Below are 26600 nucleotides of genomic sequence, written 5' to 3'. Positions count from 1 at the left end.
ACCGTTCCTGGTGCTTACAATTTGTTTACGCCCAGGCCTCGAGATCGGATCACTCGCTAGAGCAAAAAACGTCTACGTCGAGAAAAAACCGTCTAGACACAAAATGATACGACACATCACTAAATTGAATTTTTCTTGCGCTAAGCATGCGCCTAGGCTCATGGCATGGAAAACACATTGTATATTGGCGATTATGCCTATTCGAGTTGGTCGCTGCGCGGCTGGTTGCTCTTCGAGGCCTTTGGCATCGCGCGGAGCCAAGTGATGATCCCCTTCTCCGCCGATGAAACGGTCGGTGATCAAATCACGGCTCTGGCCTATCCCGCACGCACGGTTCCCACAGTCAGTTTCGCAGATGGTGCCATCGCGTCGGACTCTCTCTCAATCGCAGAAGAGCTTGCGACACGCTATCCCGACGCGAGCATCTGGCCTCGCGACCCCGTCCAGCGCGCCCGGGCAAGGTCGCTGGCAGGGGAAATGCACAGCGGATTTTCGCGCTTGCGCAGTGTTTGCCCGATGAATGTGCGGAAGAGCTATGTCGATGTGCCCGTGGATGAAGAACTTGCCCGGGATCTGGCACGCCTCGACACGATTTGGGCCGAGGCGCTTGATGCCTCCAGCGGACCCTGGCTCTGCGGAGCCTACAGCGCGGCGGATGCCTTCTTTGCGCCTGTTGCTGCGCGCGTCGCGGGCTTCTCCCTGCCAGTGGCGCCGCGCTCGATGGATTATGTGGGACGCCATCTGGAAGACCCTGCGTTCCGCCGGTGGCGCGCCATGGGGCTTGTGCATGGTGAAACGCTCCCCTGGTATGCTCAGGACCTTGACACACGAGACTGGCCGGGGCCGCCGCCTCGACCGGCGAAGGCGACTGAGCATGGGCCAGCCCGGAACGCGCATTGTCCGTACTCGGGCAAACCGGTCACGCATTTCCTCGAAATGGATGGAGACGTTTGGGGCTTCTGTAATGCCTTTTGCCGAGACAAAACCGTAGCCGATCCCGAAGTCTGGCCCCAGTTCATCGACATGGTCACTGATTTGACCGCCTCCGCGTAAACGCCTTCCGATGTTTAACGATTTCTAAACGCTTTGCGCAGAGCGTTAACCTTGATGAATCGTGATTGGGCGAGGAGGTGGAATGGTTGCGCGCGCATATACGGTGGCCTTTGAAGGGGTGTCGGCCAGACAGGTCGAGGTTCAGTGCGCCGTCACGCCCGGATTGCCGTCCTTCTCGATTGTGGGGCTGCCCGACAAGGCCGTATCCGAAGCGCGAGACCGGGTCCGGACCGCACTTGCAGCGATGTCGATTGCGCTGCCTTCCAAGAAGATCACCGTAAACCTCTCCCCGGCGGATTTGCCCAAAGAAGGGTCTCACTTCGATTTGCCCATCGCCATGGGGCTGTTGGCCGCGTTGGGGATCATCCCGGAGGACGCCGTGTCAGACACAGTCGCGCTGGGGGAATTGTCTCTTGATGGCGCGCTCATGCCTGTCATCGGGGCTTTGCCCGCTGCGATGGCCGCGGCAGAGGACAATCGTGCGCTTTTGTGCCCGCAAGCCTCCGGGCGCGAAGCCGCCTGGGTCGGCGGCACACAGGTCATCGGGGCGGCCACATTGGCGGACGTGGTTCGGCATTTCACTGGACAATCCCCGCTGCCGCCCTCTGAACCCGGCGAGGTCATGGCCAATTTCGTCAACAAGGATCTGGCTGACGTCAAAGGTCAAGAACGTGCCAAACGCGCGCTGGAGATCGCAGCCGCTGGCCGCCACCATTTGATTTACGTCGGCACGCCCGGCGCGGGCAAATCCATGCTGGCCTCCAGATTGCCGGGCATTCTGCCTGAACTGAGCCCAACGGAGGCCTTGGAGACGTCGATGATCCATTCATTGGCGGGGCTCCTGGATGAGGGCGGCATATCGCGCACGCGGCCCTTCCGCACGCCGCATCACACGGCTTCCATGGCTGCGATTGTTGGCGGGGGTCGGGGCGCTAAACCCGGTGAGATCAGCCTGGCGCACAATGGTGTCCTGTTTTTGGACGAACTGCCCGAGTTTGCGCGCACCGTGCTCGAAACGCTCAGACAACCGATTGAGACCGGGGAAGTCATGGTATCGCGGGCCAATGCCCATGTCAGTTATCCGTGCCGCTTCATGCTGGTTGCAGCGGCGAACCCCTGTCGGTGCGGGCATCTGAGCGATCCGGCCCGGGCCTGCTCCAAAGCACCGGTCTGTGGCGAGGAATATCTTGGCCGCGTCTCGGGGCCGCTGATGGACCGGTTTGACTTACGCGTAGATGTGCCCCCGGTGCACGTATCGGATCTTGAGTTGCCCGACCCTGCCGAAGGATCAGCTGCCGTGGCGGCGCGCGTCGCACGTGCGCGCGACATCCAATTGGCACGGTATCAAGGCTCCAGTGTCATACGCACGAATGCAGATGCCGAGGGCCAGTTGCTCGATGACATCGCCACACCGGATCCGGAAGGGCGGGACATTCTTCTGAAAGCCGCAGACAGGTTCGGATTGTCCGCGCGCGGCTATCACCGGGTGTTGCGCGTGGCGCGCACGATTGCAGATCTCGCAGGAGAGCCGCAAGTCCGCAAACCGCATGTGGCCGAGGCTCTGGCCTACAGGCTGACGGCCTGACGAGAGCGGTTCAGCAGAGCGATTTGCCCTGCACTCTGTGACGGTACATGTAGCTTCTTGCTATTGATGATGTGCCCAGCCACGAGTCTCAGCCGCGTTTTGCCTCAATCGCGTCCCAGATCTGTCCGGCGATGTTGGTCTGATCGAACCGCTCCAGCTCCTGAATACCTGTCGGAGACGTGACGTTGATCTCGGTGAGGTAATCCCCGATCACATCAATGCCGACAAACACCTGCCCCTTCTCGCGCAGAAGCGGACCGATGGCCTCGCAAATCTCGTGATCCCGTTTCGTGAGTGCGACTTTTTCGGCGCGTCCACCGACGTGCAGGTTGGAACGTGTTTCACCGGGCGCTGGCACGCGATTAATGGCGCCGACGGGTTGCCCATCCACGAGAATGACCCGCTTGTCTCCGGCGGAAACCGCGGGCAGGAATTTCTGCATGATCAACGGCTCACGGCTCACATTGGTGAAAAGCTCATGCAGCGAGGTCAGATTGCGATCATCACCTGTCAGTTTGAAAACACCAGCGCCGCCATTGCCATAGAGCGGCTTGAGGATCACATCCCCATGGGTCTCGCGAAACGCTTTCAGCATGTCCAGATCGCGCGCGATCATCGTGGGCGGGGTCAGGTCAGGAAAATCCAGCACAAGCAGCTTTTCGGGGTAGTTGCGCACCCAAAAGGGATCGTTGACGATCAAAACATCGTCGCGCAGCCGATCCAGAAGATGCGTCGTCGTGATGTAGTGCATGTCGAAGGGCGGGTCCTGACGCAACCAGATGACATCGAAATCCGCCAGATCAACATCACGCGGCGCGCCAAGAATGGCTGGCGTGCCCGGCACCCTCTGGATGGTCATGTCCTGACCACGCGCGATGACGCGCCCTTCGCGATAGGCGAGCTTGTCAGGGCTATAGTAAAACAGCGCGTGTCCGCGCGCCTGTGCTTCCTCGGCGAGCCTGAAGCTGCTGTCGGCATTGATGTCGACGCCCATGATCGGGTCCATCTGAAACGCAGTCTGCATGTTTTGCACTCCTTCTTGGAAGGCTACATGAGGCCTGCAGGCGCCAAGCGCAATCTCAATAGGCCACGAGTGCGTGTTCCATCACCTGAACACGCCCTTGTGCATCCACCAGTCCGGCGTCGTATCGGGCCTCGGCAAATGGCCCTTCCGGGCGCGTTTCGAGAAAGATCGCTGCCGCGCGATGCACACGGGCCACTTGCCGCGCAGTGATCCGCTCCAGCGCCGCATCAAAGGTTCTGCTGGCCTTGACCTCGAGGAACACATATTCGGCACCGTCGCGCAAAATGAGATCGATTTCCCCCGCAGGCGAACGCCAGCGTTCCGCGAGACAGATCATTCCGCGCGCTTCACAATGTCTGCGCACGATGTGCTCGGCACTAGAGCCTGAGAGAAAGTTGCGCTGGGATCGGCGCGCGAGGGCTCCGTATTCTCTGTCTCGGGCGCGTGGCAACATCATTCAATCCTTCATCAACTTCAACGCCAGTTGATACACATCGCGCTTCTTCAAGCCAAAAATACCCGCAACTTCTTCGGCGGCATCGCGGACCGACACACGTTGCAACGCATCCCTGAGCGTTGTTTCTATGTCCAAATCGTCAACAACTTCCGAATGCGCGCGGTCAACGACCACAACAATCTCGCCTTTCGGCGGATGGGCCTGCACGGATTGAACAAGGTCTTCGAGACTGCCGCGCCGCACGTCTTCGAATTTCTTGGTCAGCTCCCGGCAAAGCGCGCTCGCGCGGTTGGGGCCGAGAACCTCGCTCATCTGGGCGAGCGAGGCGGCGATCCGGTGTGGGGATTCATAGAAGACCAGAGTTGCGGGCACCTGGGCCAGCTCTTGCAACATGGCCCGGCGCGCACCCGCGGCAGAAGGCAAAAACCCGGCAAAGAGGAACCGGTCTGTCGGCAGGCCTGCCACCGTCAGTGCCGTCAGCACGGCACTTGCGCCCGGCGCTGCATCGACCTGCGCACCAGCCTCAACCGCTGCGCGCGACAGATCAAAGCCCGGGTCGGAAATGAGCGGTGTTCCCGCTTCGCTGGCATAGGCCACGAATTGCCCCCGCGCCAAGGCCTCAAGCAAAGCGGGGCGCGCCTTGTCACCGTTGTGCTCGTGGTAGGCCTGAATGCGACGGCCATTCAGTGCAATGCCATGTATTTCCATCAACCGGCGCAGCGCGCGGGTGTCCTCGGCGGCCAGCACATCCGCATCGCGCAGCACGTCCATGGCGCGCAGCGTGATGTCACGTGCATTGCCGATGGGCACTGCCACAAAAGTCAATCTGCCGCTCATGCGCCACCTTTCCCCATCTTTCCCTCTGGACCAAACCCTGCGTGACCGTATTATCGCGCACAATCAAGAGAGACTTGCCGCATGGGCGAGGTAACAGGGAGTTCAGGTTATGGGTCTTCAATCAAAGGCGTCGTCCAAGCGCGGCCTTCTCAAACGGGCGCTTGCAGGGTTGAGCCTGATTGCCCTGGCTGCATGTGAACCCATTTCGCTCGGTCCCGTGAGTGTCGGCGGAGGCGGGAACTCCGGACAAACCATTGATACGTCGCGCCCCGTGCCTGTTGCGCTTTTGATCCCAAAATCGGATTCCGGTGCGGCATCCGTGGCGCGCAGCCTTGAGAATGCCGCGCGTCTGGCGATTGCGGATCTTGATGGCGTCCAGATTGATCTGCGTGTCTATGACACCGCCGGGGACGCCGGTCGCGCAGCGCTACTCGCACAGCAAGCCGTCAACGATGGCGCAAAAATCATCCTGGGCCCGCTCTTTGGTGAGGCAGCCAATGCCGCGGGCGTAGCCGTCGCGGATGACAATGTGAATGTGGTGGCCTTCTCCAACAACGCCACCATCGCAGGCGGCAACGTCTTCATTCTCGGCCCGACCTTCCGCAACACGGCCAACAGGCTGGCCAATTACATGCAGCGCACCGATCGGGACTCGGTTGTGATCCTGCACAACAATGGCGCATCCGGTCAGCTTGGTCGCGTTGCCGTCCAGGCCGCCTCCGCGCAAAACGGCGTGCGCGTGGATGGCGCGTTTGGCTATGACTTCTCGCAAGAAAGCCTGTCTTCTGCCATGGCGCAGGCAACTGCTGCGATCCAAAGCGCGGGCACCTCGACCGTCATGATCACCGATGATTACGAGGGCGGTCTGCCTCTCATCCTCGATCAACTGCCCGCACAGGGCATATCTCCCGCCAATACGACTTTCGCGGGCCTCGCACGCTTTGACGTTCGCCGGGACGCCTTTTTGCTCAAAGGCATGGAAAACTCGCTCTTTGCGATGCCGGACCAAAACATGATTGGCAATTTCCGCGCCCGCTATCAGCAAGCCTATGGGTCCAGCCCGCATCCGCTCGCAGGCCTTGGTTTTGACGGCATCGCCGCGATTGGCGCTTTGATCGCCCGCGGGGACCAAAACGCGCTGACACGCTCCGGCCTCATGCAATCGGCTGGATTTCAGGGCGTTGGCGGCGTATTCCGGTTCCGTCCTGATGGGACAAACGAACGTGGCCTCGCGGTCGCAACCATTCGAGACCAACAGGTGGTGATCCTTGAACAAGCCCCCCGCAGCTTCTCCGGACCTGGTTTCTGAGCCGGACGCGTTTCACCCGTCCTTTCATGCCGCCCGTGCGATCTTTGATGCCGATGCCATAACGGCCGAGATTTCCGATCTGGCCAATGCGGTGCCGGATGATCAGGAGCTCAGACGCGCGGTCAAGGAGCGGCTCTTGCGCGCGCGCAACGACGGGCGCGCCGCTATCGCGGCGGCTTTGATGGAGAACCCTCTGGCCGCGCGTGAAGCCACGCGCGCCTATACCCACCTGACCGATAGCCTTGTCCTGTGCACCTGGACGATTGCAACGCAGTTTCTGCACCAAAACCACACACCCACAGCGGGCGAGCGCATGGCGCTATTGGCCGTTGGCGGGTACGGGCGCGGCGAAATGGCCCCGCAATCTGATGTCGACCTGCTGTTTCTGACGCCCCACAAGATCACGCCCTGGGCCGAGAGCGTCATCGAGTCGATGCTCTACATCCTATGGGATCTGAAGCTGAAAGTTGGGCATTCCTCGCGGACGATCCGGGATTGCCTCCGGTTGGGGCGCGAGGACTTCACCATCCGCACCGCCATGCTCGAACACCGCGCGCTGGCAGGCGACGCGGAGCTCGCAGAAGAGCTCGACACGCGGCTGTGGGCGGAGCTGTTCAAAGGCACAGAAGCGGAGTTCATTGACGCCAAACTCGACGAGCGCGAAGCCCGTCACAGCAAACAAGGCGGCCAGCGCTATATGGTGGAGCCCAATGTCAAGGAAGGCAAAGGCGGGCTGCGCGATCTGCAATCGCTCTACTGGATTGCCAAATACGTGCACCACACCGACAGCACGGCAGATCTTGTCAAACTCAAAGTCTTCACCGCCGAGGAATTCCGGACCTTTGAAGCCGCTGAGGCCTTTTTGTGGTCCGTGCGTTGCCAGTTGCACCTGATTGCCAAACGTCCACTCGAACAGCTGACCTTCGATATGCAGGTGATGGTGGCCGAGAATATGGGGTATTCGGATCATGGTGGGCGCCGGGCGGTCGAACACTTCATGCAGGATTACTTCCGCCATGCCACATCGGTGGGCGATCTGACCCGGATCCTGCTGACCTCGCTGGAAGCCAGCAATGCCAAGGAATTGCCTCTTCTGGAGCGTCTGTTTACGCGCAAGCCACGGGTGAAAGCGGGCTATCATGTGGTTAACAACCGCCTCGCCATTCAGGATGACGCGGCTTTTCTCGATGACAAACTCAACCTGCTTCGGCTTTTCGAAGAGGCTTTGCGCACGGGCTTGCTTCTGCATCCCGATGCGATGCGGCTTGTCAAAGCCAACCTTTCCTTGATTGACGACACTTTCCGCAACGACCCCGCCGCGCAAAAGCTGTTTCTCGGTTTGATGTTGAAACACGGCGATCCTGAGCGCGCCTTGCGGCGGATGAACGAGCTCGGCGTTCTGGGCGCTTTTATCCCGGAATTCGAACACATCGTCGCGATGATGCAATTCAATATGTATCACCACTACACGGTCGATGAGCATACCATTCAGGTCATCCACGAACTGGCGGAAATCGAGCGCGGAGAGTTGGGCGAAGACCTGCCCGTGTCCACGGAGATCATCGAGACAGGCGTCGATCGCAAGGTCCTCTATGTGGCAATGCTCCTGCATGACATCGGCAAGGGCCGCGAAGAGGATCACTCGATCCTGGGCGCCAAAATCGCACGAAAAGTCGCCCCGCGGCTGGGCCTGAACGCGCGCGACAGCGCCACGGTGGAGTGGTTGGTGCGCTATCACCTGCTGATGTCTGATATGGCTCAGAAACGCGATATCGCAGACCCGCGCACGGTGCGCGATTTTGCCAAGGCGGTGCAAACGGTTGACCGGCTCAATCTGCTTACCGTGCTGACCGTGTGTGACATCCGCGGCGTGGGTCCCTCGACGTGGAACAACTGGAAAGCGGTTCTCATTCGCGCGCTTTATCGGCAGACGCGACGCGCATTGGAAAACGGGCTGGAAGACCTCAACCGTGAAAATCGCGGCGCAGAGGCCAAGAAGCTGCTGCGGGAGCGTTTGTCCGATTGGGATGGCAAAGCGATCCGAACCGAAACGGCGCGCCACTACGATCCGTATTGGCAAGGCCTGCACGTGACGGCCCATGAGATATTCGCGCATCTCCTGCGTGATATCTCCGACGATGAGATTCGCATCGATATCCACCATGACGACGACCGCGATGCCACACGGGTCTGCTTTGCATTGTCGGACCATCCGGGCATTTTCAACCGCCTCGCGGGCGCTCTTGCGCTGGTTGGTGCCAATGTCGTCGATGCGCGGACCTTCACCTCGAAAGACGGCTTCGCCACTGCCGCATTCTGGATTCAGGATCATGACGGCGCGCCCTATGAAGAGGCCCGCATTCCGCGCCTGCAGAAAATGATCCGGCGCACGCTTGCCGGGGAAGTTATCGCCAGTGAAGCCATCAAATCCCGCGACAAGATCAAGAAGCGCGAGCGGGCGTTCCGCGTGCCCACGACCATCACCTTCGACAATGAGGGCTCCGAGATCTACACGATCATCGAGGTGGACACCCGTGACAGGCCTGGCCTTCTCTATGATCTCACGCGCACCCTGGCCAATTCAAACGTCAACATCGCCTCAGCCCTGATCGCGACCTATGGGGAGCAGGTCGTCGATACGTTTTATGTCAAAGACATGTTCGGCCTGAAACTGCACGATGCGCGCAAACAAAAGGCGCTGGAGGCCAAGCTGCGGACAGCCATCACCGAAGGGGTCGAGCGGGCACGCGAGTGATCGCACGAAACTACGGCATCTTTCACGCAGGGCCTTTGATCGCCATCGCGCGCCGCAACAGCTCATGACGGGCTGCGCACCGACACATTCAAATTCTTCGCCTCGGCAAACCGCTTTGCGCGGGAGTAATGCAAGCGCACGATAAAAAAAGCCGCCCTTGGGGCGGCTTTCGTGAGGCTCGGACCAAGAGATCAAGCGGCGTGTTTGATCCGCTGGCGCGCGATACCCAGAGCACCGAGGCCCAACAGCATGAGTGGCAAACCGGCAGGCAATGGAACCGGGGCTGTCGTTACAGTCGACATTTCGCCACGGTAGAGCGATTGCAGCGAGTTGGGTGCGATATCGGTCGTGGAGATGAACCCGACGGTAACACCGCTAAAGTCCGCCGTGGTCAGCGAAGTTGCGACAGACATGAATGTCAGGCTATCACCGAGAAACACCGACAGCCCATCTGTGGTGAAAACAACACCATCAGGCGAAATCTCTTCGCTGTATGCGTTTGCCGAAGTTGGGTCAAAGATGTTTGTTGGGCCCGTGAACTGCGCGGCGTCAAAGCCCTGAACGTAGAACGACCCGCCGCCCTCTGAGCTCAGCAAGCCTTCGAATGTGAGCGATACGCCACCACCGACTTTGTCCGAGATGCTCAGGCTCACAATGTCGTTCGGGGCGGCCGTGGATGACCCGCGCAGAGGTGTATCGTCAAACGTCGCGGTCAGCGTCGCGGCGGAGGCGCTGGCTGCCATGGCAATTGAGACCACAGCAGAGGCCAAGAGTGTTTTGAATGTCATTGGTAATTCCCCTTTAAAACATCCTTGTTAACAGGCGAAAATTCCACGCCTTAACCAACATTTTACCATTTTGCCGAAACTGAGGCAATTCGCCGTGGGTGGTAAAATCGAACCACATCGGATCAAACATTGGCTTTTCAGGGATGCGGGACGCGCGCCTGCGCTTGGATGCGCTCCAACGCTTCACGTGGCAAATGCCCTCGCGCGGCGATCACAACCACACCGGGTGCGCCATGATGGCGGGCCTTACTGAGCGCGGCGCGGCGCCCAACAAGCTGCAAGGTCACGCGCCCCTCGGGCGTTTGCACGGTGCCTTTCGCGCGCACAAGACGCAGCGCAGGTGACACCAGGAGATCCGCCAGCCTTTGCGCATCAAAGGTCCCCTCCCGCGCGATGATCTCGCTGTCAAACAGACCATCGGCATGGCCGGCGGGCCCATGTGATGCGGCGGGCAGAGAGGTTTCAAACTCCTGCAAAAGCACGGCTGTGGGCACCGACGCATGGGCGGCAGCGATCACGGCAGCTTGGGGCGTTTTGTCTTCGAGCCACTTGGTTACCTCCTGAAGCGCGTCCTCTGAGACGAGATCCGCTTTGTTCAGAAGGACAAGATCCGCATCGCTGAGTTGCCGCTCGATCGTGTCGCCAATATAGGGATCGCTGGCCTGTTTGCGGATCGTCTCGGCATCGGTCAGAACGACGATCCCGTCGAGCTTGTAGCCCTCCAGGAGCGTGACGGCTGAAGCAATCGCACCAGGCAGCGCCACGCCGCTGGCCTCCAGCAGAACATGATCCGGCGCAGGGTCCAGCTTGGCGAGATCCATCATCGCTTGAATAAGGTCATTGCCATAGCTGCAACAGACGCAACCGCCCGCGATGGCAATCACATTATCGTCTTGCGCCTCGATCAGATCCTCATCGATGGGCAGCGCGCCGAACTCATTGACCAGCACCGCAAGCCGCTTGCCGTCTGCATGGCGCAGCGCGTGGTTCACCAGCGTCGTCTTGCCCGCGCCAAGATAGCCACCAATCACCGTGACGGGGATCATCGGCGTCAGACCTTGGCGGCGTCAAACACGCGCCCACCCTGCACCGTGCCCCAGACGCGCACGTCCTTGAGCCCGTCCATGCCAACCTCCGTCGGATCATCCTCAAGGATGGCGAAATCGGCGTGTTTACCCGGTTCAATCGAGCCCAACTCCCCATCGAGCTTGAGCGTATAGGCTGCCCCTAGCGTGATCGCATAAAGCGCTTCATCCACGGTGATGCGCTCATGCTCGCCCTGCACCCGGCCCGAGGCGGTGATGCGGTTGACCGCGCACCACGCGGTGAAGAGCGGGCCCAGCGGCGTGATCGGCGCGTCGGAATGGATGCCCATGGGAATGCCATGGTCCAGCGCCGTGCGGCAGGCGTTCATCCGTTCGGCTCGTTCCGGCCCCACGGTGATATTGTAATGCTCGTCGCCCCAATAGAAGTGGTGATTGGCAAAGAGGTTCACACACATGCCAAGCTTGGCCATCTGCCGGAATTGCGCGGCATCGGCGAGCTGACAATGCTGCAACGTGAAGCGGTGATCATGGGTGGGGCGCGCATCAAGGGCGGCCTCCAATGTCTCGATGGCCAACTGCGTCGCCTGATCGCCATTGGTATGGGTGTGCACGAGCAGCCCGTTTTCCAACGCCAGATCGTAGATCTTCCGCATATGCTCCGGCGCGATGTACCACAGCCCATTGGGCGCGCCGTTGAAATAGCCCGGTTCGCGCAGCCGTGCAGAGAAACCCTGAATCGAGCCATCGGCGATGACTTTGATCGCGCCCAGCCGCATCCGGTCTGTGCTGCGCTCGCGCAATTGCATGGCATGGGCAATGAGATCTTCCGCCGTCAGCCCCTGAAAAAAGCGCAGCGCCATGACGCGCGCGGGAAAGCGCGGCTCGGACGTGACGCGCAGCATCATATCGGCCACATCATCGGACATCCGCGCGGCCAGATCGGTCACGGTTGTCACACCCGCGCGCACGCAGAGCTTGCCGAAGTCCCGCAAGCCGCGCTCATCACAGGCCAGCATGTCGCGGTCAAACCCTACATGAGCGCCCACGGGCGTCATGATATCAGGCCCCTTGAGCTCGCCCGTGGGCAGGCCATCGGCGCCCAGCGGCACACCGGGATGATTGACACCGGGCTTGAGAAGCCCCGCGAGCTCCAACGCTTTGGTGTTCACGTTCATGATATGGCCCGAGGCATGCAGGACACCCACGGGCCGTGTGGTCGAGACGCGGTCGAGATCTTCCCGGCTCACGCGGGCATTGTCGAAATAGATCGGGTCCAGTTGCCAACCGGGCAGCGGCGCGTCGGGGTCTTCGAGCTTGGCCTCGGCCTCCTTGAGCCGCTCCAGCACAGAACCGATATTTTTGAGACCGCTCCAGGTCTTGCCGTTGGGATCCACCCGGTCGAAATACCCGCAATAGGTAAAACGCCAGAGCGTACCCTCCATCGTGTGGGCATGGCCCTCCACTAGCCCCGGCATGATGACCTTGTCGGCGAAATCCGTGTTGAGCTTGTGCTCCCCCCAGCGTTGTAGCTCCTCCAAAGGGCCCGCGCCCACGACCTTTCCATCGCGCACCGCCACATGGCTCACAACGGGGCGCGCGGGGTTCATGGTGATGATTTTGCGGGCTTGATAGATGGTGATCACGACAAAGGCTCCCTCACCCGAATGGTTCTTGTTGGCAGCAAGGGTAGAGAAGTTTCGCGGCTGCACAAATGATTTTCAGCGCTTACAACTTTCGTCTGATCTCGCGCCGTTTGCGCGATGCCCTTGCGTAAACTTTCTTGCAACACGCGAAAATATCAGGCCCAATACCGTCAGGATCCGGCCCACGAGGCATACAGAGATCATCGAACCAACCGGGAGACCTCACCTTGAAACAGACATTCCGACACCTGTTGTCCGCCACGGCCATGGCCGCTCTGGTGGCCACATCCGCCGCGGCCGACGAGCCCAAGCGCGGCGGCACGCTGACCATGGCGCTGCAACAGACCCCGCGTCACCTCAACCCTGCTGTCCAATCGGGCACGGCCACCGGCCAGCCCGGCACACAGCTCTTCGCCTCGCTCCTGCGCTATGACGAGGGTTGGGAGCCGCAGCCCTATCTGGCCGAAGCCTGGGAGGTGTCTGAGGATGGGCTCAGCGTGACCATCGATCTGGTTGACGGCGCGGTCTTCCATGACGGCACGCCGATCACCTCGGAAGACGTGGCGTTCTCCATCGACACGGTGAAAGCCAACCACCCGTTCAAATCCATGTTTGCGCCTGTTGAGAGCGTTGAGACGCCGGACCCGAACACGGCCATCATCAAGCTTTCGCAGCCGCATCCGGCTCTTTTGCTCGCGATGTCCTCGCAGCTCCTCTCGATCATTCCCAAGCACATCTACGGCGACGGGCAGGATCCCAAAGCGCATCCCGCCAATTCCGAGAATGTCGTGGGCTCGGGCCCCTTCAAGCTCGTGGAGTTCAAGCGCGGCGAGCATGTGATCCTCGAGCGGTTTGACGATTACTTCATCGAAGGCTTGCCCTATCTCGACCGGATCGTGATGCGCATCATGCCCGACGAGAGCACGCGGACCATCGCGCTGGAGAGCGGCGAGCTGACGATGTCGGGCTTTGAGCAAAACCCGCGCAACATCGTGCGCCTCAAGAAGAACGACGGGCTTGTCGTCAACGGCGAGGGCTACGCGGCCATTGGTCCGGTGAACTGGCTGGCCTTCAACACCAAGGCTGACAAGGTCTCGGACCCGAAGGTCCGTCAGGCAATTGCCTATGCGGTGGACCGGGAGTTTATTAACAAAGCGCTCAACCTCGGCACAGCGCCCGACGCGCTCACAGGCATTCACCCCGGCAGCCCTTTCTATGATGCCAGCGTGCCCTCCTATGACCTCGATCTCGACAAGGCCAATGACCTGCTTGATGAGGCGGGATATCCTGCGGGATCAGACGGCATCCGCTTTGGCCTCACGGTGGACTACGGCTGGCCCGCGATGAAGGCCTATGCCGAATACATGAAGCCGCAGCTCAAGAAGATCGGCATCGATGTGACCGTGCGCTCCTCGGCGGATTTCCCGACCTGGGCCAAGCGCATCTCCACATGGGATTTCGACATGACCATGGACAACGTCTTCAACTGGGGTGACCCGGTCATTGGTGTGCACCGGACCTATAGCTCCGACAACATCAAGGAAGGCGTCATCTGGTCCAACACGCAGCAATATTCCAACGACCGTGTGGATGAGCTGATGGCCATGGCGGGCGCGACGAACGATCCGGCCAAGCGCAAGGCGCTTTATGCCGAGTTCCAGCAGATCCTCGCCGAAGAGCTGCCGCTCTACCCGATCTGGGCCTCGCCCTACCACACAGTGTCCTCCACCTCGGTGGGCAATGCGCCTGTGAGTGTCTGGGGGACGTCTACCCCGCTGGACCGCGTCTACCTGAAGTAAACGCACCAAAGCGCCCAGGCTTCTTGTGGGTCCGGGCGCTGTTTCCCTTTTTCGGGCAGAGCAGGCATATCACATGAGCCTTGGGCAAATATTGGCGAAGCGCGTGGGCTATGGGCTCGTTTTGCTTGTCGCGGTTGTTGTTCTCAACTTCACGCTGATCACAATTGCGCCCGGCGACGTGGCGGATTCCATCGCAGGTGATATGGGCGGCGCGGATGCGGAAGTTCTGGCCGAGATCAGGGCGCGTTACGGGCTCGATCAGCCCTTCGTCGTGCAGCTTTGGCGGTACATCAGCTCGGTCGCTGTGCTCGATCTGGGCTATTCGTATTTCTACAATGCGCCTGTGACAGAGCTGATCCTGCAACGCCTGCCTGCGACGCTACTGCTTGTCTTCTCGTCGCAGATCTTGGCCATCGCCCTCGGCATGCTGCTGGGCGTGATGGCGGCGCGGCGGCCCAATTCGCTGAGCAATCTGGTGGTGACCTTCCTGTCGCTTTTTGGCTTTGCCGCGCCAGTCTTCTGGACAGGCATCCTGCTGATCATCCTCTTTGTTTCGGTCTTCCCGCTCTTCCCCGTGGGCGGCATGATGAGCGCCTCGCTGATTGAAGCGGGGTTCCTCGAGCAAGCCGTGAACGTAGCCTACCACCTCGTTCTGCCGATGATCACGCTCTCGTCGATCTACCTCGCGCTTTATTCGCGGCTGACGCGGGCCTCGATGCAAGAGGTGCTGGGCTCCGATTACATCCGCACCGCACGCGCCAAGGGGCTGGCCGAAAACAAGGTGTTCTACAAACACGCGCTGAAGAACTCGCTGGGGCCGCTTGTCACGGTCGCCGGCCTGCAATTCTCCGCCGTGATGTCCGGCGCCGTGGTCGTGGAGGCGGTCTTCAACTGGCCCGGCCTCGGCACGCTCGCGCTGCAAGCGATCCTCGCGCGCGACACGCCCACGATCATGGGCATCCTGTTTTTCTCCTCCCTCGTTGTGATTGTCGTGAATATCATCACGGACCTCGTGTTGCGCGCCATTGACCCGCGCATCAAAGCGGATTGAGCCCATGACCGACATCCGAACCGACGCCACATCAGAGCCCGAGATCCACGTCACCAGCCCGTGGCGCGAAATGACGACGATGTTCTTTCGCAATTATGCCGCCGTCGCGGGGTTGATCCTGCTTATCGCGATCCTGCTCTTTGTCTTCGTGGGCCCGCTCATCCACAGGGTAGACCCGTTCGAGATGGTCTGGGCGCCCTTCACCGGGCCGATGCAGGAAGGTTTCATTCTGGGCACCGATTATCTGGGCCGCGATATCCTTGCGGCGATGATGACGGGCGGGCAGGTCTCCATGGCCATCGGGCTGGCCGCAGCGCTGGTCTCGGTGATCATCGGCGTCTCGGTGGGGGCTTTCGCGGGCTATTATGGCGGGGTGGTCGAGGAAATCCTGATGCGGTTTACCGAGTTCTTTCAGGTCTTGCCAACGCTGCTCTTTTCCATGGTGATCGTCGCGCTCTTTGGTGCCTCGCTGCTGACCGTCACTCTGGCCATCGGCGTGGTGAGCTGGACCGCTGTGGCGCGTGTGACACGCTCGGAATTCCTGCGCATCCGGGAGATGGAATACGTCGCCGCCGCCCGCTCGGGTTCGGCCAAGGATCTCTACCTGATCTTCAAGGTTATCCTGCCCAACGCCCTGCCCCCCATCGTGGTGCAGGCCAATCTCATGGTGGGCTCCGCGATCCTCTTTGAAGCAGCGCTCTCTTTCCTCGGATTGTCTGACCCCAACGTCATGAGCTGGGGCCAGGTCATCGGCTCCAACCGGCCCTATATCCTGGATGCAGGCTTCGCCGTGGCCATCCCCGGCTTTGCGATCTTCCTGACGGTGCTGGCCATCTCTCTTGTAGGTGATGGGCTCAATGACGCGCTGAACCCCAAGCTGAGGCAACGCTGATGGGCGCGCCGCTTCTCTCCGTCACCGACCTCGTTGTCGATTTCAAAACCCGCGCGGGCAATGCGCGCGTGCTCGATCACGTCTCGCTCTCCATTGGCGAGGGGGAGATACTGGGCATCGTGGGCGAATCCGGCTGTGGCAAATCCATGACGGCGCTCTCGATCATGGGGCTCATCCCCAACCCGCCGGGTCAGATCACCTCTGGCTCGATACAGCTTGAGGGCCGCGAGCTTGTGGGCATGGCACCAGATGAGTTGCGCCAGATCCGCGGCAAGGACATCGGCATGATCTTTCAGGAGCCGATGACCTCGCTCAACCCGGTCTTTACCGTGGGTGAACAGATCGCCGAAAGTGTGCGCCTGCATGAGGGCGTCACGGCCAAGGCGGCTCATGCCCGCGCGGTCGAGATGCTCAAAGCGGTGGAGATCCCCGAGGCCGAGGCCCGCGCCAATGCCTATCCGCATGAACTCTCCGGCGGGATGCGCCAGCGGGTCATGATCGCCATGGCGCTGGCCTGTCGCCCCCGCATGCTGATCGCCGACGAGCCCACGACAGCGCTGGATACCACGGTGCAGGCCCAGATCTTTGATCTGCTGCAAAACTTGCAGGATGAGATGAACACGGCCATCATCATGATCACCCATGACATGGGCGCCATTGCCGAGCTCGCGGATACCGTCGCCGTCATGTATGCGGGCCGAGTCGTCGAGAAGGGACGCGTTGAGACGGTCCTGTCGCATCCCGACCATCCCTATACGCAAGGGCTCATCACCTGCGTGCCGCATCTCTCGGCAGAGCCCGCGCCAGTGCGCGAACGGCTCATGGAGATCCCCGGCGTGGTGCCCGCGTTGACGGATCTCGGCAAAGGATGCGCCTTCGCGCCACGGTGCCCCGCCGTGATGCCACGCTGCCGGACGGAGAAGCCCATGCTTTCCGCCACGCAGGAGGCCCATGAAGCCGCCTGCTGGGCCGCGCCGGAGATGGCCTCATGAGCCCCAAGGATGCAGCCGATATCGCGCTGCGCGTGCAGGATCTCAAAGTGCATTTCGGCGGCAAGAAAGGCCTTTTGTCGGGGCGATCCAGGACCGTGCATGCGGTGGATGGCGTGAGTTTCGATGTACCGGCGGGGACGACTTTCGGGATCGTGGGCGAGAGCGGATCGGGCAAATCCACGACAGCGCTGGCGATCATGCGTCTGGTCCATATCACTGACGGCACCGTCACCCTGCGCGACACGACATTGAGCGATCTCGAGGGCGAAGCCTTGCGTGAAGCGCGCCAAAGATTTCAGATCGTCTTTCAGGATCCCTATTCCTCGCTGGATCCACGCAAACGCGCGGGCGCCATTGTGCGAGAGCCGCTCGATCTGATGCAGATCGGAACCCCTGACGAGCGCCGCAAGAAGGTGGACCAGTTGTTCACCCAAGTGGGTCTGCGCCCCGAACAGCAAGCGCTTTTCCCGCATCAATTCTCCGGCGGGCAACGCCAGCGTCTGGGCCTCGCCCGCGCGCTCTCGACCCGGCCCGAGCTGATCGTCTGTGACGAGCCTGTCTCTGCGCTCGATGTGGCGATACAGGCCCAAATCCTCAACCTGATGGCCGATCTTCAGAAAGACCTCGGGCTGACGTATCTCTTCATTTCGCATGATCTGGGCGTGGTGCAGCATATCTGCGATGTGGTGGCCGTGATGTATCTGGGTCAGATCGTCGAGATCGCGGACCGGGTGAGCCTCTTCACCAATCCGCGCCACCCCTACACAAAGGCCCTTCTTGCGGCCGTGCCCTCCGTGCATGGCAACCGTCAGAACCGCAAGGACCGGGTCCGCCTCAAGGGTGATCCGCCCAGTCCCATCAATCTGCCCAAAGGCTGCCGGTTTGCCTCCCGCTGCCCTATCGCAGAGGAGGCGTGCCGCGCGGCGCCGCCGCCGTTGGAAGAACTGGCAGATGGCCACAAGGTGGCCTGTTTTCTGGCCGACAAGAGCTGAGCTTATCGAGCAACGGCGCGTCGTCAATGAAGCACATGTCAGCCAGCGCATTGACTTTGAGGGGGAAAACCCCCATGTGCCCCCTATTCGGGATCATCTCTGCCGCGTGAGCAGAGTGCGCAGGCCCAGTGCCGCGCCACGGATGACCCGATACAACAGGTTTCCCAATTCACGCGGGGGTCCTGCGCAGTGACGGCTTCCGGACAATTCGGTCTTGAGGTCTGCGCATTGTGCAACCTCAGCTGCGCCAGCCGCCCCTCGGGCCGTGCGCGCATGCGTTTGGCCGTGCCGTTGCATCTGGCCGCTTAGAAAGTTGAAGAATGAGTTTCGAAGACCTGGGGCTGCGTCCCCGTATTGTTCAAGCCCTTGCCGCGCAAGGCATTACCGATCCAACGCCTATCCAGACGAAGGCCATCCCCTTGGCGCTCTCGGGGCGCGATGTCATGGGCATCGCCCAGACAGGGACTGGCAAGACCGCCGCTTACGGCCTGCCGATCATGAACCATTTGCTGGGCGTGGGCAGCAAGCCTGCGCAGAAATCCGTGCGCGGCCTGATCCTTGCGCCCACGCGTGAGCTTGCAAAGCAGATCATGGAGAATCTGCGCGCCTATACGCAAGGCTCCCATATCAAGGTGGGGCTGGTGGTCGGCGGTGTATCGATCAACCCACAGATCAACCGCCTTGAGCGCGGGCTTGATCTTCTTGTGGCCACGCCCGGGCGCTTGATCGATCTGCTGGATCGCAAGGCGGTGCGCCTCGATCTGACGGAATTTCTGGTTCTCGATGAAGCGGATCAGATGCTGGATATGGGCTTCATCCACGCCCTCCGCCGTATCGCGCCGCTCTTGCCCAAGGATCGGCAAACGATGCTGTTTTCGGCAACCATGCCCAAGCTGATGGCAGAGCTCGCGAAATCCTATCTCAAGGATGCAGTGCGTGTGGAAGTCTCGCCGCCCGGCAAGCCCGCCGACAAGATCGGTCAGGCGCTCTATTTCGTGGAGCAAGCCAGCAAGACAAAGCTTCTGATCAGCCATATCATGCATCACGAAGACGATCTGGCGATTATCTTCACGCGCACCAAACACGGTGCCAACCGGCTGGCCAAAGCCTTGGGGCATGCGGGGTATGAGGCCGCGGCCATTCACGGTAATCGCAGCCAGGGACAACGGGACCGCGCGCTCAAGGCGTTTCGCGATGGCGAGTTGAAGCTGCTTGTGGCCACAGACGTGGCCGCAAGGGGCCTCGATATTCCCGATGTGCGCCATGTCTATAATTATGATTTGCCCAATGTCCCTGACAATTACGTACACCGGATCGGGCGAACCGCGCGTGCGGGGCGCGACGGTCAGGCGGTGACTTATTGCGCGCCTGCGGAGATGGGCGAGCTGAAGGCCATTCAGAAAACCATGGGCAAGGACATCCCCGTCAAAGGCGGAACACCGTGGTCGCAGGGAGCTGACACGTCCAAACCCAAGCGGCCGCAAAAACCCGGCAAAGGCCGCCCCGACAACTCGCGTCGGCGCAAACAAAGGTCGTCCCGTTCGCGCAAGGCTGCCTGAGGCTTTCCACCGCACGGATCTTCGAACCGGCTGTGCGGGTTAAAAAATGCGGCAAGGGGGCGGGCCCCTTCCGCACTCTGCTTGGACATGTTGATGCCTCGCGGTAGTATCGCTTGCTCTTTCCGGGCCTCCATTTGCCGTTTGGAATGCCACATGTCGGAGCGAAGCGGCGCGCGAGGTCTTTCGAGGCAGAGACAAACCGACTAAGCCCAAGGAAAACGGCAAGGATCTCCATGAAACCTATCCGCCTCATTTCAGGTGTTCTCACGGTTGGGTTCTGGACCCTGATGAGCCGGGTGCTTGGTGTTGTCCGGGAGGTCCTGATCCTGGGGCTCATCGGTCCCGGGCCTGTAATGGATGCCTTCGTGGCAGCTTTCCGTCTGCCCAATATGTTCCGAAGGTTCTTTGCCGAAGGCGCGTTTAACGCGGCTTTTGTGCCGATGTTTTCCAAGCGATTGGAAGCGGATGAAAATCCGCTGGGATTTGCCTCTGACGCCTTTGCAGGGCTCGCGTTTGTGCTGACGGTCCTGTCGGCTCTCGCGCTCATTTTCATGCCCGCACTGGTTTACGCCACAGCGGCGGGATTTGCCGGAAACGAGCGTTTTGATCTGACGGTTGAATTTGGACGCATCGCCTTTCCTTACATTCTCTTCATCTCCCTCGCGGCGCTGTTTTCCGGAATGCTCAATGCAGCGGGGCATTTTGCAGCAGCCGCCGCAGCACCCGTCTTGCTCAACATCTTCGTCATCAGCGCCATGAGCGCAGCCTATCTGATGGACGGGCCGCTGGTAGATGTCTTGATCTGGACCATTCCCGTCGCGGGCATTGCGCAATTGGCGCTTGTCTGGCTTGCCGCAAGACGGGCCGGTCTGGGGCTCATGCCACGGCGGCCCAAGTGGACACCCGAGATGAAGCATCTGACGGCCGTTGCCTTGCCTGCGGCGTTGGCGGGTGGGGTCATGCAGATCAACCTTCTGGTGGGTCAGCAAGTGGCCTCCAACTTCGACAATGCGGTGGGCTGGCTCTACGCAGCAGACCGGCTGTATCAGCTGCCTCTGGGCGTTGTGGGGATTGCCGTTGGCATCGTTTTGCTGCCCGACTTGTCACGCCGATTGAAAGCTGCCGATGACAGCGGCGCCAAGGAGGCCTTTTCGAGAGCCAGCGAGATGGCCTTGGCCTTGACCATCCCCTGTGCGGTGGCCCTTGTCGTTATTCCTTTGCCGATTGTGTCGGTGCTTTTTGAGCGCGGCGCCACCGGCCCCGATGACAGCGCGGCTATTGCCGTGGCCGTGGCGATCTATGGGTTGGGCCTGCCCGCGTTTGTTTTGCAAAAGCTGTTGCAGCCCTTGTTCTTCGCGCGCGAAGACACGCGCAGCCCGTTTCGCTATGCGGTTTGGACAATGATCCTCAATGCGGCGCTGGCCATTGGACTGTCAGGTACGCTGGGGTGGATTGCGCCTGCGATTGCCACGACAACGGCAGGCTGGGCCATGGTCGCGATGCTGGCCTTTGGTGCGCGCGCCATGGGCGATGTGGCGCGCTTTGACAGCCGCCTGCGCGACCGCCTTTGGCGCATCGTTCTGGCCTCGATGGTTATGGGCGGGGTGCTCTGGTTTCTGAACGCAGCTCTCGGGGGCTGGCTGGTGGCGGATTATGTGCGCTACATCGCGCTTGCGGTGCTGATCGCTTTGGGTGGTGTGGCTTATGCCATTGCCGGCCAGCTCAGCGGCGCGTTCACTATGCGTGAAATCCGCGGAGCTCTGCGGCGCGGCGGCTAGACCATAAGCCCAAAGATCAATCCCGAGACGATTGCCCCGCTGATCCCCAGTGTGATGTAGGCCGCAAAAACCGGCGTTTTGACCAGCGACCAAACCGCTGCCATGGCCGGGATGCAGCTGACCGAGCCTGCGATCATGAAAGACAGCGCCGCGCCCGACGACATGCCTTGCTCAACCAAGCCCGCCAAGAGTGGCGGCGCGACGTAGCCGTTAAGATAGGCGGGCATGCCCACGAGCGCTGCGATCACCACGGGCATGACGCCGTCGCCGCCGACCACGCGTGCGATCATGTCTGCCGGCACATAGGTGATCAGCAACGCTTCCAGCACATAGGCCAGCGCGAGCCACTTCGTCAGGAACAACGCGTTTTCGATCCATTCGCGGCGGAAGGTTTCCCGGCGGGGTGCCTCGGTCCAGGGCTGCCAGTTCGGTTTGGCCTCAAAAGGAGACGGGCCGCAGCCACAACATCCGGTTGCCTTGCGCGGGCGCAGCGGATCGGAGAAGGCGCCCATCGCCATGATGCCGCGCAGAACGAACCCGCCCGCGAGGCCAAGGGCCACGGCGGAGACCGCCTTGCCCACAGCAAACGGCCAACCGAGGGCCTCGGCGGTGATCAGTAGCGTCGGCGGGTCGATCAGCGGCGAGGAGAGCCAGAAGGCCATGACCGCAGGCAGGGGCGCGCCCAGGGCGAGAAGTCCCGCGATGAAGGGGATGACCTCGCAGGAGCAAAACGGGGCAAGCCCGCCGAAGAGCGCGGCCGTGAAGATGGCCTGTGTCTGGCGGCCCTCAAACGCACGGGCGATCATCGCCTCCGCGCCCGCAGCCTTGAGATAGGCCAGGAGCGTCACGGCAAAGACAATGATTGGCGCGGTATGGGCCAGCGAGGACGCAGCCTTGGTGATCACAGCCGTGAATTGCGGCGCATCCAGTAGCGCCACCACAAGCGGCAGCGCGATGACCCAGAAGACCGGGGATTTGATGGCTGCCAAAGGGTCGCGCCAGACGGGGGTGGAGATATCAGCCATGGTTCGCAGCCCTTTGATGGTCATCGGCACAGCATTCACAGAGCAGGAAATGCGCCAGATCTTCGAGATGGGAAAACGCCGCGCGGGAGATAATGGACCGGCCAATCTTCTCCTGCGTGACCACGCCTGCTGCCGCGAGGAACTTGAGATGATGGGTCAGCGTCGAGGCGGGAATGCCCGTGCGGCTCTGGATATCTGCGACAGGCAGGCCCTCGGGCCCGGCGCGCACCAGCGTGCGCAGCACTTGCAGGCGGGCTTCAGAGCCCAGAGCCGCAAAGGAGACCGAGGCGTCATCCCAGTTCAGAGAGGCATGTCTTTTTAATTCCATAATTCTAGAATTATCGAATTAAAGACAGCCTGTCAATCCCGCCGGATGCGCGCCATTAACGAACGCCACCCGCCCGGCGTAAACAGGACGACGAGCCCAAAGCCGCACACGAAGGCCGCCACATCCGCGACCCAATCCAACCCGCCGCCAAAGAGCACGCCAAAGAGGAGCTGCAGGAAGAGCAGAACGCCGATGAGCGAAAAGGCCTTCATCTGTTGCTCGCCCACCTGCCCCAAGCGCAGCCAGAGCATGTAGGTAAAGGCGCCAATCAGCCCGTAGATCGGCGGAAAGCCCCCGACGAGCGGCATCGCGTCATCAAGCAGCAGACCGTAAAACAAAGCCCCGCCCGCACCGGAGACCACAAACACCAGAAGCGTGCGCCATCCGCCCAGCACTTCGCCCACGATCTTGCCCAAGGCGAGCAACATCACACAGGAAAACAGCGCGTGGGTGAAGGCTGTGTGCACAAAAGGATAGGTCACGAAGCGAATGAGGTGCTCCATTGGCCAATAGCCGTTGCGCAGCATCCAATCGAAAATATCGCCGGAGAAGGCGTAATCCTGCACCGCTTGCAACCGCCACCCGACGGCTGCCGGGGTCCCTAGAATGCCCCGTTCTCCCAGCGAGAAGAGCAGTTCTATGCCTGCCATGAACAAAAACAGAGCCACCACAACGGGCGGCAGCGGATTGACGGGAGAGGGGGTTTGGGCAGGCATGGGTCTCTGGCTTGACGGGCTCGGACCTTAGCGATACGCGGGCGGGATTGAAAATTCCAGACGGAGAAATGTCTCATGTCCGATGGCGTCCAAACCCAAGCGGCATTCACCCCACGCGTCTTTTCCGGGATTCAACCCTCGGGCGGTCTGACGCTGGGCAATTATCTCGGTGCGATCAAGCGGTTCGTCGATATGCAAGGCGATGCGTTTGAGACGATCTACTGCATGGTGGATCTGCACGCGATCACCGTCTGGCAAGACCCAGCCGCGCTGCGCCACAACACGCGCGAGCTCTGTGCGGGCTTTATTGCCTCGGGCATTGATCCGGAGCAATCGGTCCTGATCAACCAGAGCCAGGTGCCCGAACATGCCCAGCTGGGATGGATTTTCAACTGCGTCGCGCGCATGGGCTGGATGAAACGCATGACGCAGTTCAAGGACAAGGCGGGCAAGAATGCCGAGAATGCCTCACTGGGCCTTTTTGGCTATCCCGCGTTGATGGCTGCGGACATTCTGATTTATCACGCCACCCACGTGCCCGTGGGCGATGATCAGAAACAGCATCTGGAGCTGACGCGGGATATCGCGACCAAGTTCAACCACGATTTTGGCGTGGATTTCTTTCCCATTACGGAGCCCGTGATTGAAGGCGCAGCCACGCGCGTGATGTCCCTGCGCGACGGCTCCAAAAAGATGTCGAAGTCTGACCCGTCAGACGCCAGCCGCATCAACATGACCGATGATGGCGACGCGATTGCCAAGAAAATCCGCAAAGCCAAGACCGATCCGGACGCACTGCCCTCGGAAGCCAAAGGGCTTGAGGATCGACCCGAGGCGCGCAACCTCGTGAATATCTATGCCGCGCTTGCGGATATGTCCGTGGACGACGTGCTGCGCGATGTGGGGGGCAAGCAGTTCGGGGAGTTCAAGCCGATGCTGAGCGAACTGGCGGTCGAGAAACTGGCGCCGATCTCAGGCGAGATGGCACGTCTGATGAATGAGCCTGCGGAGATCGACCGGATCCTCGCACGCGGCGCAGAGCGCGCACGCGCGATCGCAGAACCCATTCTCCAGCAGACCTACGAGATCGTGGGGATGGTGCGGAGCTGAGCCAAGCTGGGCGGCACCAGCCCCTGGGGTGGTGCCGCACACCAATTTCAACAGCACGTTACAGCTGTCTTGGTTTCGAACCGGCCCTCAGTCCGTAGCGTAATCGTGGCACCAGCCCGCGGGAAACGCTGGCGCAGTCCGGCGATCGCGGCGGGCCTTGTTCCGGGCAATCAGGCGGGCGCTTTCACTTTGCGCAGGTAAGGCAGAACGATCTCCACCTCGCCAAACTTCGCTTCCGCATCCTCGGTCGACATCGCGCCGGGCACGATCACGTCCTGTCCGACTTCCCAATTCGCAGGGGTCGCCACGCCTTTGGCAGACATTTGCAATCCATCCAGCGCGCGCAGCACTTCGGCGAAATTGCGCCCCACGGTCATGGGATAGGTCATGGACAGTTTGAGTTGTTTGTCCGGGCCGATGATGAAGACGGAGCGCACGGTCGCGCTGTCATTGGGCGTGCGCCCATCGGGAAGGTAGGCCTCGGCGGGCAGCATGTCGAAAGCTTTGGACACGGCCAGCCCTTCATCCGCGATGATGGGAAACCCTGCTGGCGTGCCCGCGACGGTTTCGATATCGCCTTTCCACTTCTTATGGTCCTCAACCCCGTCCACGGAAACACCGATGACTTTCGTGCCACGCTTGGCCCATTCCTCCGAGAGCTGGGCTACAGCGCCGAACTCGGTCGTGCAGACCGGCGTGAAATCCTTGGGATGCGAGAACAGGATGGCCCAGCTGTCACCGATCCAGTCATGGAACGTGATGGTGCCGTGATCCGTTTCGGCGGTAAAATTCGGGACGGTGTCGTTGATGCGCAAACCCATGTGGCCTTCTCCTTGAGTGTCGTGTCATCCATGTACTTAAGCTTGTGCGCGTCCCGATACATCCCCCATCTTGCGCGACAGCGTTCGCGGTGACAGTCTGCCGCGCAAACACCCGTTTTGAGCAAGCTTTGTCAGGGAGCATCACGATGGCCACAGGCACAGACATCCGTACCTATTTCGAAGGCCGTTGGCATGAGGGGGATGTGCCGATCATGCGCGCCGCCGACCATGGCAGCTGGCTTGGCACAACCGTCTTTGACGGCGCGCGCATGGTCAATGGCATGGTGCCTGACCTGCATGCCCATTGCGCGCGGGTCAACGCCTCCGCCGAAGCACTCATGATCACGCCAACAGTCTCCACCGAGGAGATGGTCGCCATCGTGCACGAGGGGCTGAAAGCCTATGACATTGGCACTGCCGTTTACATCCGCCCGATGTATTGGGCGCTGGAGGGCGATTTTCTCGCGATTGTGCCCAAGGCGGGCGAGACAGGCTTTGCGATCTCGCTGGAAGCGATCCCGATGGCCGCGCCTGAGGCCTCGACCACGCTGACAACCACGCGCTTTCGCCGCCCGGTGATGGAAGATGCCGTGGTCAATGCAAAAGCCGGGTGTCTCTATCCCAACAATGCCCGCATGTTGGCGGAAGCGCGCGACAAGGGATTTGGCAATGCACTTGTCGCGGATGCGCTTGGCAATGTGGCCGAGACCGCGACCGCAAATGTCTTCACGGTGCGCGATGGCGTCGTCTTTACGCCAGTGCCCAATGGCACCTTCCTCGCAGGCATCACCCGCGCGCGCCATATTGCGAACCTGCGTGCCGATGGCGTTGAGGTGGTCGAGAAGGTCATGAGCTTTGACGACGTGCGCGAGGCTGATGAGGTCTTCCTGTCGGGCAATATGATGAAGGTCACCCCGGTCACCGCTTTCGATGATCGGCAATACCAGATTGGCCCCATCACCCGGCGCGCCCGCGATCTTTACTGGGATTGGGCGGCCAGCGCCTGACATAAAACCTGAGAGGACGCGGGCCGCACCGGC

At 60.9% G+C, this 26600-nt stretch carries 23 protein-coding genes; 13 read left to right on the top strand and 10 right to left on the bottom strand.

Annotation, left to right across the window (positions count from 1 at the left end):
• Positions 1 to 165: 165 nt before the first annotated feature.
• Entirely contained in the window at positions 166 to 1053 is an 888-nt protein-coding gene (locus ACP15S_RS01290) for a glutathione S-transferase (RefSeq protein ID WP_425037711.1), read from the top strand.
• 82 nt (positions 1054 to 1135) lie between these two features.
• Complete coding sequence (locus ACP15S_RS01285) at positions 1136 to 2638, top strand: YifB family Mg chelatase-like AAA ATPase (RefSeq protein ID WP_425037709.1); 1503 nt, start codon at positions 1136 to 1138, stop codon at positions 2636 to 2638.
• 88 nt (positions 2639 to 2726) lie between these two features.
• Here the strand turns inward: ACP15S_RS01285 and gshB are convergent, their stop codons facing one another.
• The 3 genes from gshB to rsmI form a co-directional block, all read right to left on the bottom strand.
• The gene (gshB, locus tag ACP15S_RS01280) at positions 2727 to 3662 is read right to left on the bottom strand and encodes a glutathione synthase (RefSeq protein ID WP_425037707.1); all 936 of its coding nucleotides are present in this window, start codon (positions 3660 to 3662) and stop codon (positions 2727 to 2729) included.
• 55 nt (positions 3663 to 3717) lie between these two features.
• Complete coding sequence (locus ACP15S_RS01275) at positions 3718 to 4026, bottom strand: YraN family protein (protein ID WP_425037706.1); 309 nt, start codon at positions 4024 to 4026, stop codon at positions 3718 to 3720.
• A gap of 93 nt (positions 4027 to 4119) precedes the next feature.
• Entirely contained in the window at positions 4120 to 4956 is an 837-nt protein-coding gene (gene rsmI, locus ACP15S_RS01270; protein WP_425037704.1) for a 16S rRNA (cytidine(1402)-2'-O)-methyltransferase, read from the bottom strand.
• A 109-nt stretch (positions 4957 to 5065) separates the two neighbouring features.
• Here rsmI and ACP15S_RS01265 point away from each other — a divergent pair, with 109 nt between their 5' ends.
• Together ACP15S_RS01265 and ACP15S_RS01260 are read left to right on the top strand one after the other, a co-directional pair.
• Entirely contained in the window at positions 5066 to 6265 is a 1200-nt protein-coding gene (locus tag ACP15S_RS01265) for a penicillin-binding protein activator (protein WP_425037702.1), read from the top strand.
• The gene (locus ACP15S_RS01260; RefSeq protein ID WP_425039626.1) at positions 6255 to 9020 is read left to right on the top strand and encodes a [protein-PII] uridylyltransferase; all 2766 of its coding nucleotides are present in this window, start codon (positions 6255 to 6257) and stop codon (positions 9018 to 9020) included. The genes ACP15S_RS01265 and ACP15S_RS01260 overlap by 11 nt, the downstream gene beginning before the upstream one ends.
• Positions 9021 to 9211: 191 nt before the next feature.
• On the opposite strand, the gene ACP15S_RS01255 is transcribed toward ACP15S_RS01260, so the two are convergent.
• The 3 genes from ACP15S_RS01255 to ACP15S_RS01245 all read right to left on the bottom strand — a co-directional run bounded on the left by ACP15S_RS01255 (position 9212) and on the right by ACP15S_RS01245 (position 12497).
• Positions 9212 to 9808, bottom strand: coding sequence for a VPLPA-CTERM sorting domain-containing protein (locus tag ACP15S_RS01255; protein WP_425037701.1), 597 nt, complete (start codon positions 9806 to 9808; stop codon positions 9212 to 9214).
• A gap of 137 nt (positions 9809 to 9945) precedes the next feature.
• Complete coding sequence (locus ACP15S_RS01250; RefSeq protein ID WP_425037699.1) at positions 9946 to 10854, bottom strand: CobW family GTP-binding protein; 909 nt, start codon at positions 10852 to 10854, stop codon at positions 9946 to 9948.
• A 5-nt stretch (positions 10855 to 10859) separates the two neighbouring features.
• Positions 10860 to 12497 (bottom strand): amidohydrolase, encoded by a 1638-nt coding sequence (locus ACP15S_RS01245; protein ID WP_425037697.1) that lies wholly within the window; start codon positions 12495 to 12497, stop codon positions 10860 to 10862.
• 227 nt (positions 12498 to 12724) lie between these two features.
• Here ACP15S_RS01245 and ACP15S_RS01240 point away from each other — a divergent pair, with 227 nt between their 5' ends.
• The 7 genes from ACP15S_RS01240 to murJ all read left to right on the top strand — a co-directional run bounded on the left by ACP15S_RS01240 (position 12725) and on the right by murJ (position 21560).
• Entirely contained in the window at positions 12725 to 14296 is a 1572-nt protein-coding gene (locus tag ACP15S_RS01240; RefSeq protein ID WP_425037696.1) for an ABC transporter substrate-binding protein, read from the top strand.
• Positions 14297 to 14369: 73 nt separating this feature from the next.
• Entirely contained in the window at positions 14370 to 15347 is a 978-nt protein-coding gene (locus ACP15S_RS01235; protein WP_425037694.1) for an ABC transporter permease, read from the top strand.
• Between the two features lie 4 nt (positions 15348 to 15351).
• Entirely contained in the window at positions 15352 to 16239 is an 888-nt protein-coding gene (locus ACP15S_RS01230) for an ABC transporter permease (protein WP_425037693.1), read from the top strand.
• The gene (locus ACP15S_RS01225; protein WP_425037691.1) at positions 16239 to 17231 is read left to right on the top strand and encodes an ABC transporter ATP-binding protein; all 993 of its coding nucleotides are present in this window, start codon (positions 16239 to 16241) and stop codon (positions 17229 to 17231) included. Before ACP15S_RS01230 ends, ACP15S_RS01225 begins: the two co-directional genes overlap by 1 nt.
• A complete protein-coding gene (locus ACP15S_RS01220; RefSeq protein WP_425037688.1) occupies positions 17228 to 18223 on the top strand; it encodes an ABC transporter ATP-binding protein in 996 nt (331 codons plus the stop codon). Before ACP15S_RS01225 ends, ACP15S_RS01220 begins: the two co-directional genes overlap by 4 nt.
• A gap of 320 nt (positions 18224 to 18543) precedes the next feature.
• Positions 18544 to 19782: a DEAD/DEAH box helicase gene (locus ACP15S_RS01215; protein ID WP_425037686.1), complete on the top strand. Its 1239-nt coding sequence runs from the start codon at positions 18544 to 18546 to the stop codon at positions 19780 to 19782.
• Between the two features lie 233 nt (positions 19783 to 20015).
• Positions 20016 to 21560: a murein biosynthesis integral membrane protein MurJ gene (gene murJ, locus ACP15S_RS01210; protein WP_425037685.1), complete on the top strand. Its 1545-nt coding sequence runs from the start codon at positions 20016 to 20018 to the stop codon at positions 21558 to 21560.
• On the opposite strand, the gene ACP15S_RS01205 is transcribed toward murJ, so the two are convergent.
• The 3 genes from ACP15S_RS01205 to ACP15S_RS01195 are packed head-to-tail and all read right to left on the bottom strand — an operon-like array spanning position 21557 to position 23629.
• Positions 21557 to 22585, bottom strand: coding sequence for a permease (locus tag ACP15S_RS01205; protein WP_425037683.1), 1029 nt, complete (start codon positions 22583 to 22585; stop codon positions 21557 to 21559). The two genes, murJ and ACP15S_RS01205, sit on opposite strands and share 4 nt — an antisense overlap.
• A complete protein-coding gene (locus ACP15S_RS01200) occupies positions 22578 to 22913 on the bottom strand; it encodes an ArsR/SmtB family transcription factor (RefSeq protein ID WP_425037681.1) in 336 nt (111 codons plus the stop codon). Before ACP15S_RS01200 ends, ACP15S_RS01205 begins: the two co-directional genes overlap by 8 nt.
• Before the next feature lie 32 nt (positions 22914 to 22945).
• Entirely contained in the window at positions 22946 to 23629 is a 684-nt protein-coding gene (locus tag ACP15S_RS01195; protein ID WP_425037679.1) for a rhomboid family intramembrane serine protease, read from the bottom strand.
• 75 nt (positions 23630 to 23704) lie between these two features.
• Here ACP15S_RS01195 and trpS point away from each other — a divergent pair, with 75 nt between their 5' ends.
• The gene (gene trpS, locus ACP15S_RS01190; protein ID WP_425037677.1) at positions 23705 to 24739 is read left to right on the top strand and encodes a tryptophan--tRNA ligase; all 1035 of its coding nucleotides are present in this window, start codon (positions 23705 to 23707) and stop codon (positions 24737 to 24739) included.
• A gap of 170 nt (positions 24740 to 24909) precedes the next feature.
• On the opposite strand, the gene ACP15S_RS01185 is transcribed toward trpS, so the two are convergent.
• A complete protein-coding gene (locus ACP15S_RS01185; protein WP_425037676.1) occupies positions 24910 to 25560 on the bottom strand; it encodes a peroxiredoxin in 651 nt (216 codons plus the stop codon).
• 146 nt (positions 25561 to 25706) lie between these two features.
• On the opposite strand from ACP15S_RS01185, the gene ACP15S_RS01180 reads away from it, so the two are divergent.
• Positions 25707 to 26567: a branched-chain amino acid aminotransferase gene (locus ACP15S_RS01180; RefSeq protein ID WP_425037674.1), complete on the top strand. Its 861-nt coding sequence runs from the start codon at positions 25707 to 25709 to the stop codon at positions 26565 to 26567.
• Positions 26568 to 26600 lie beyond the last annotated feature (33 nt).

Source organism: Primorskyibacter sp. S187A (assembly GCF_049800955.1).
Classification (GTDB): domain Bacteria; phylum Pseudomonadota; class Alphaproteobacteria; order Rhodobacterales; family Rhodobacteraceae; genus JAKVBH01.
Note: the sequence above shows the minus strand (reverse complement) of the source record. Positions and strands in the feature narration are given on the sequence as shown.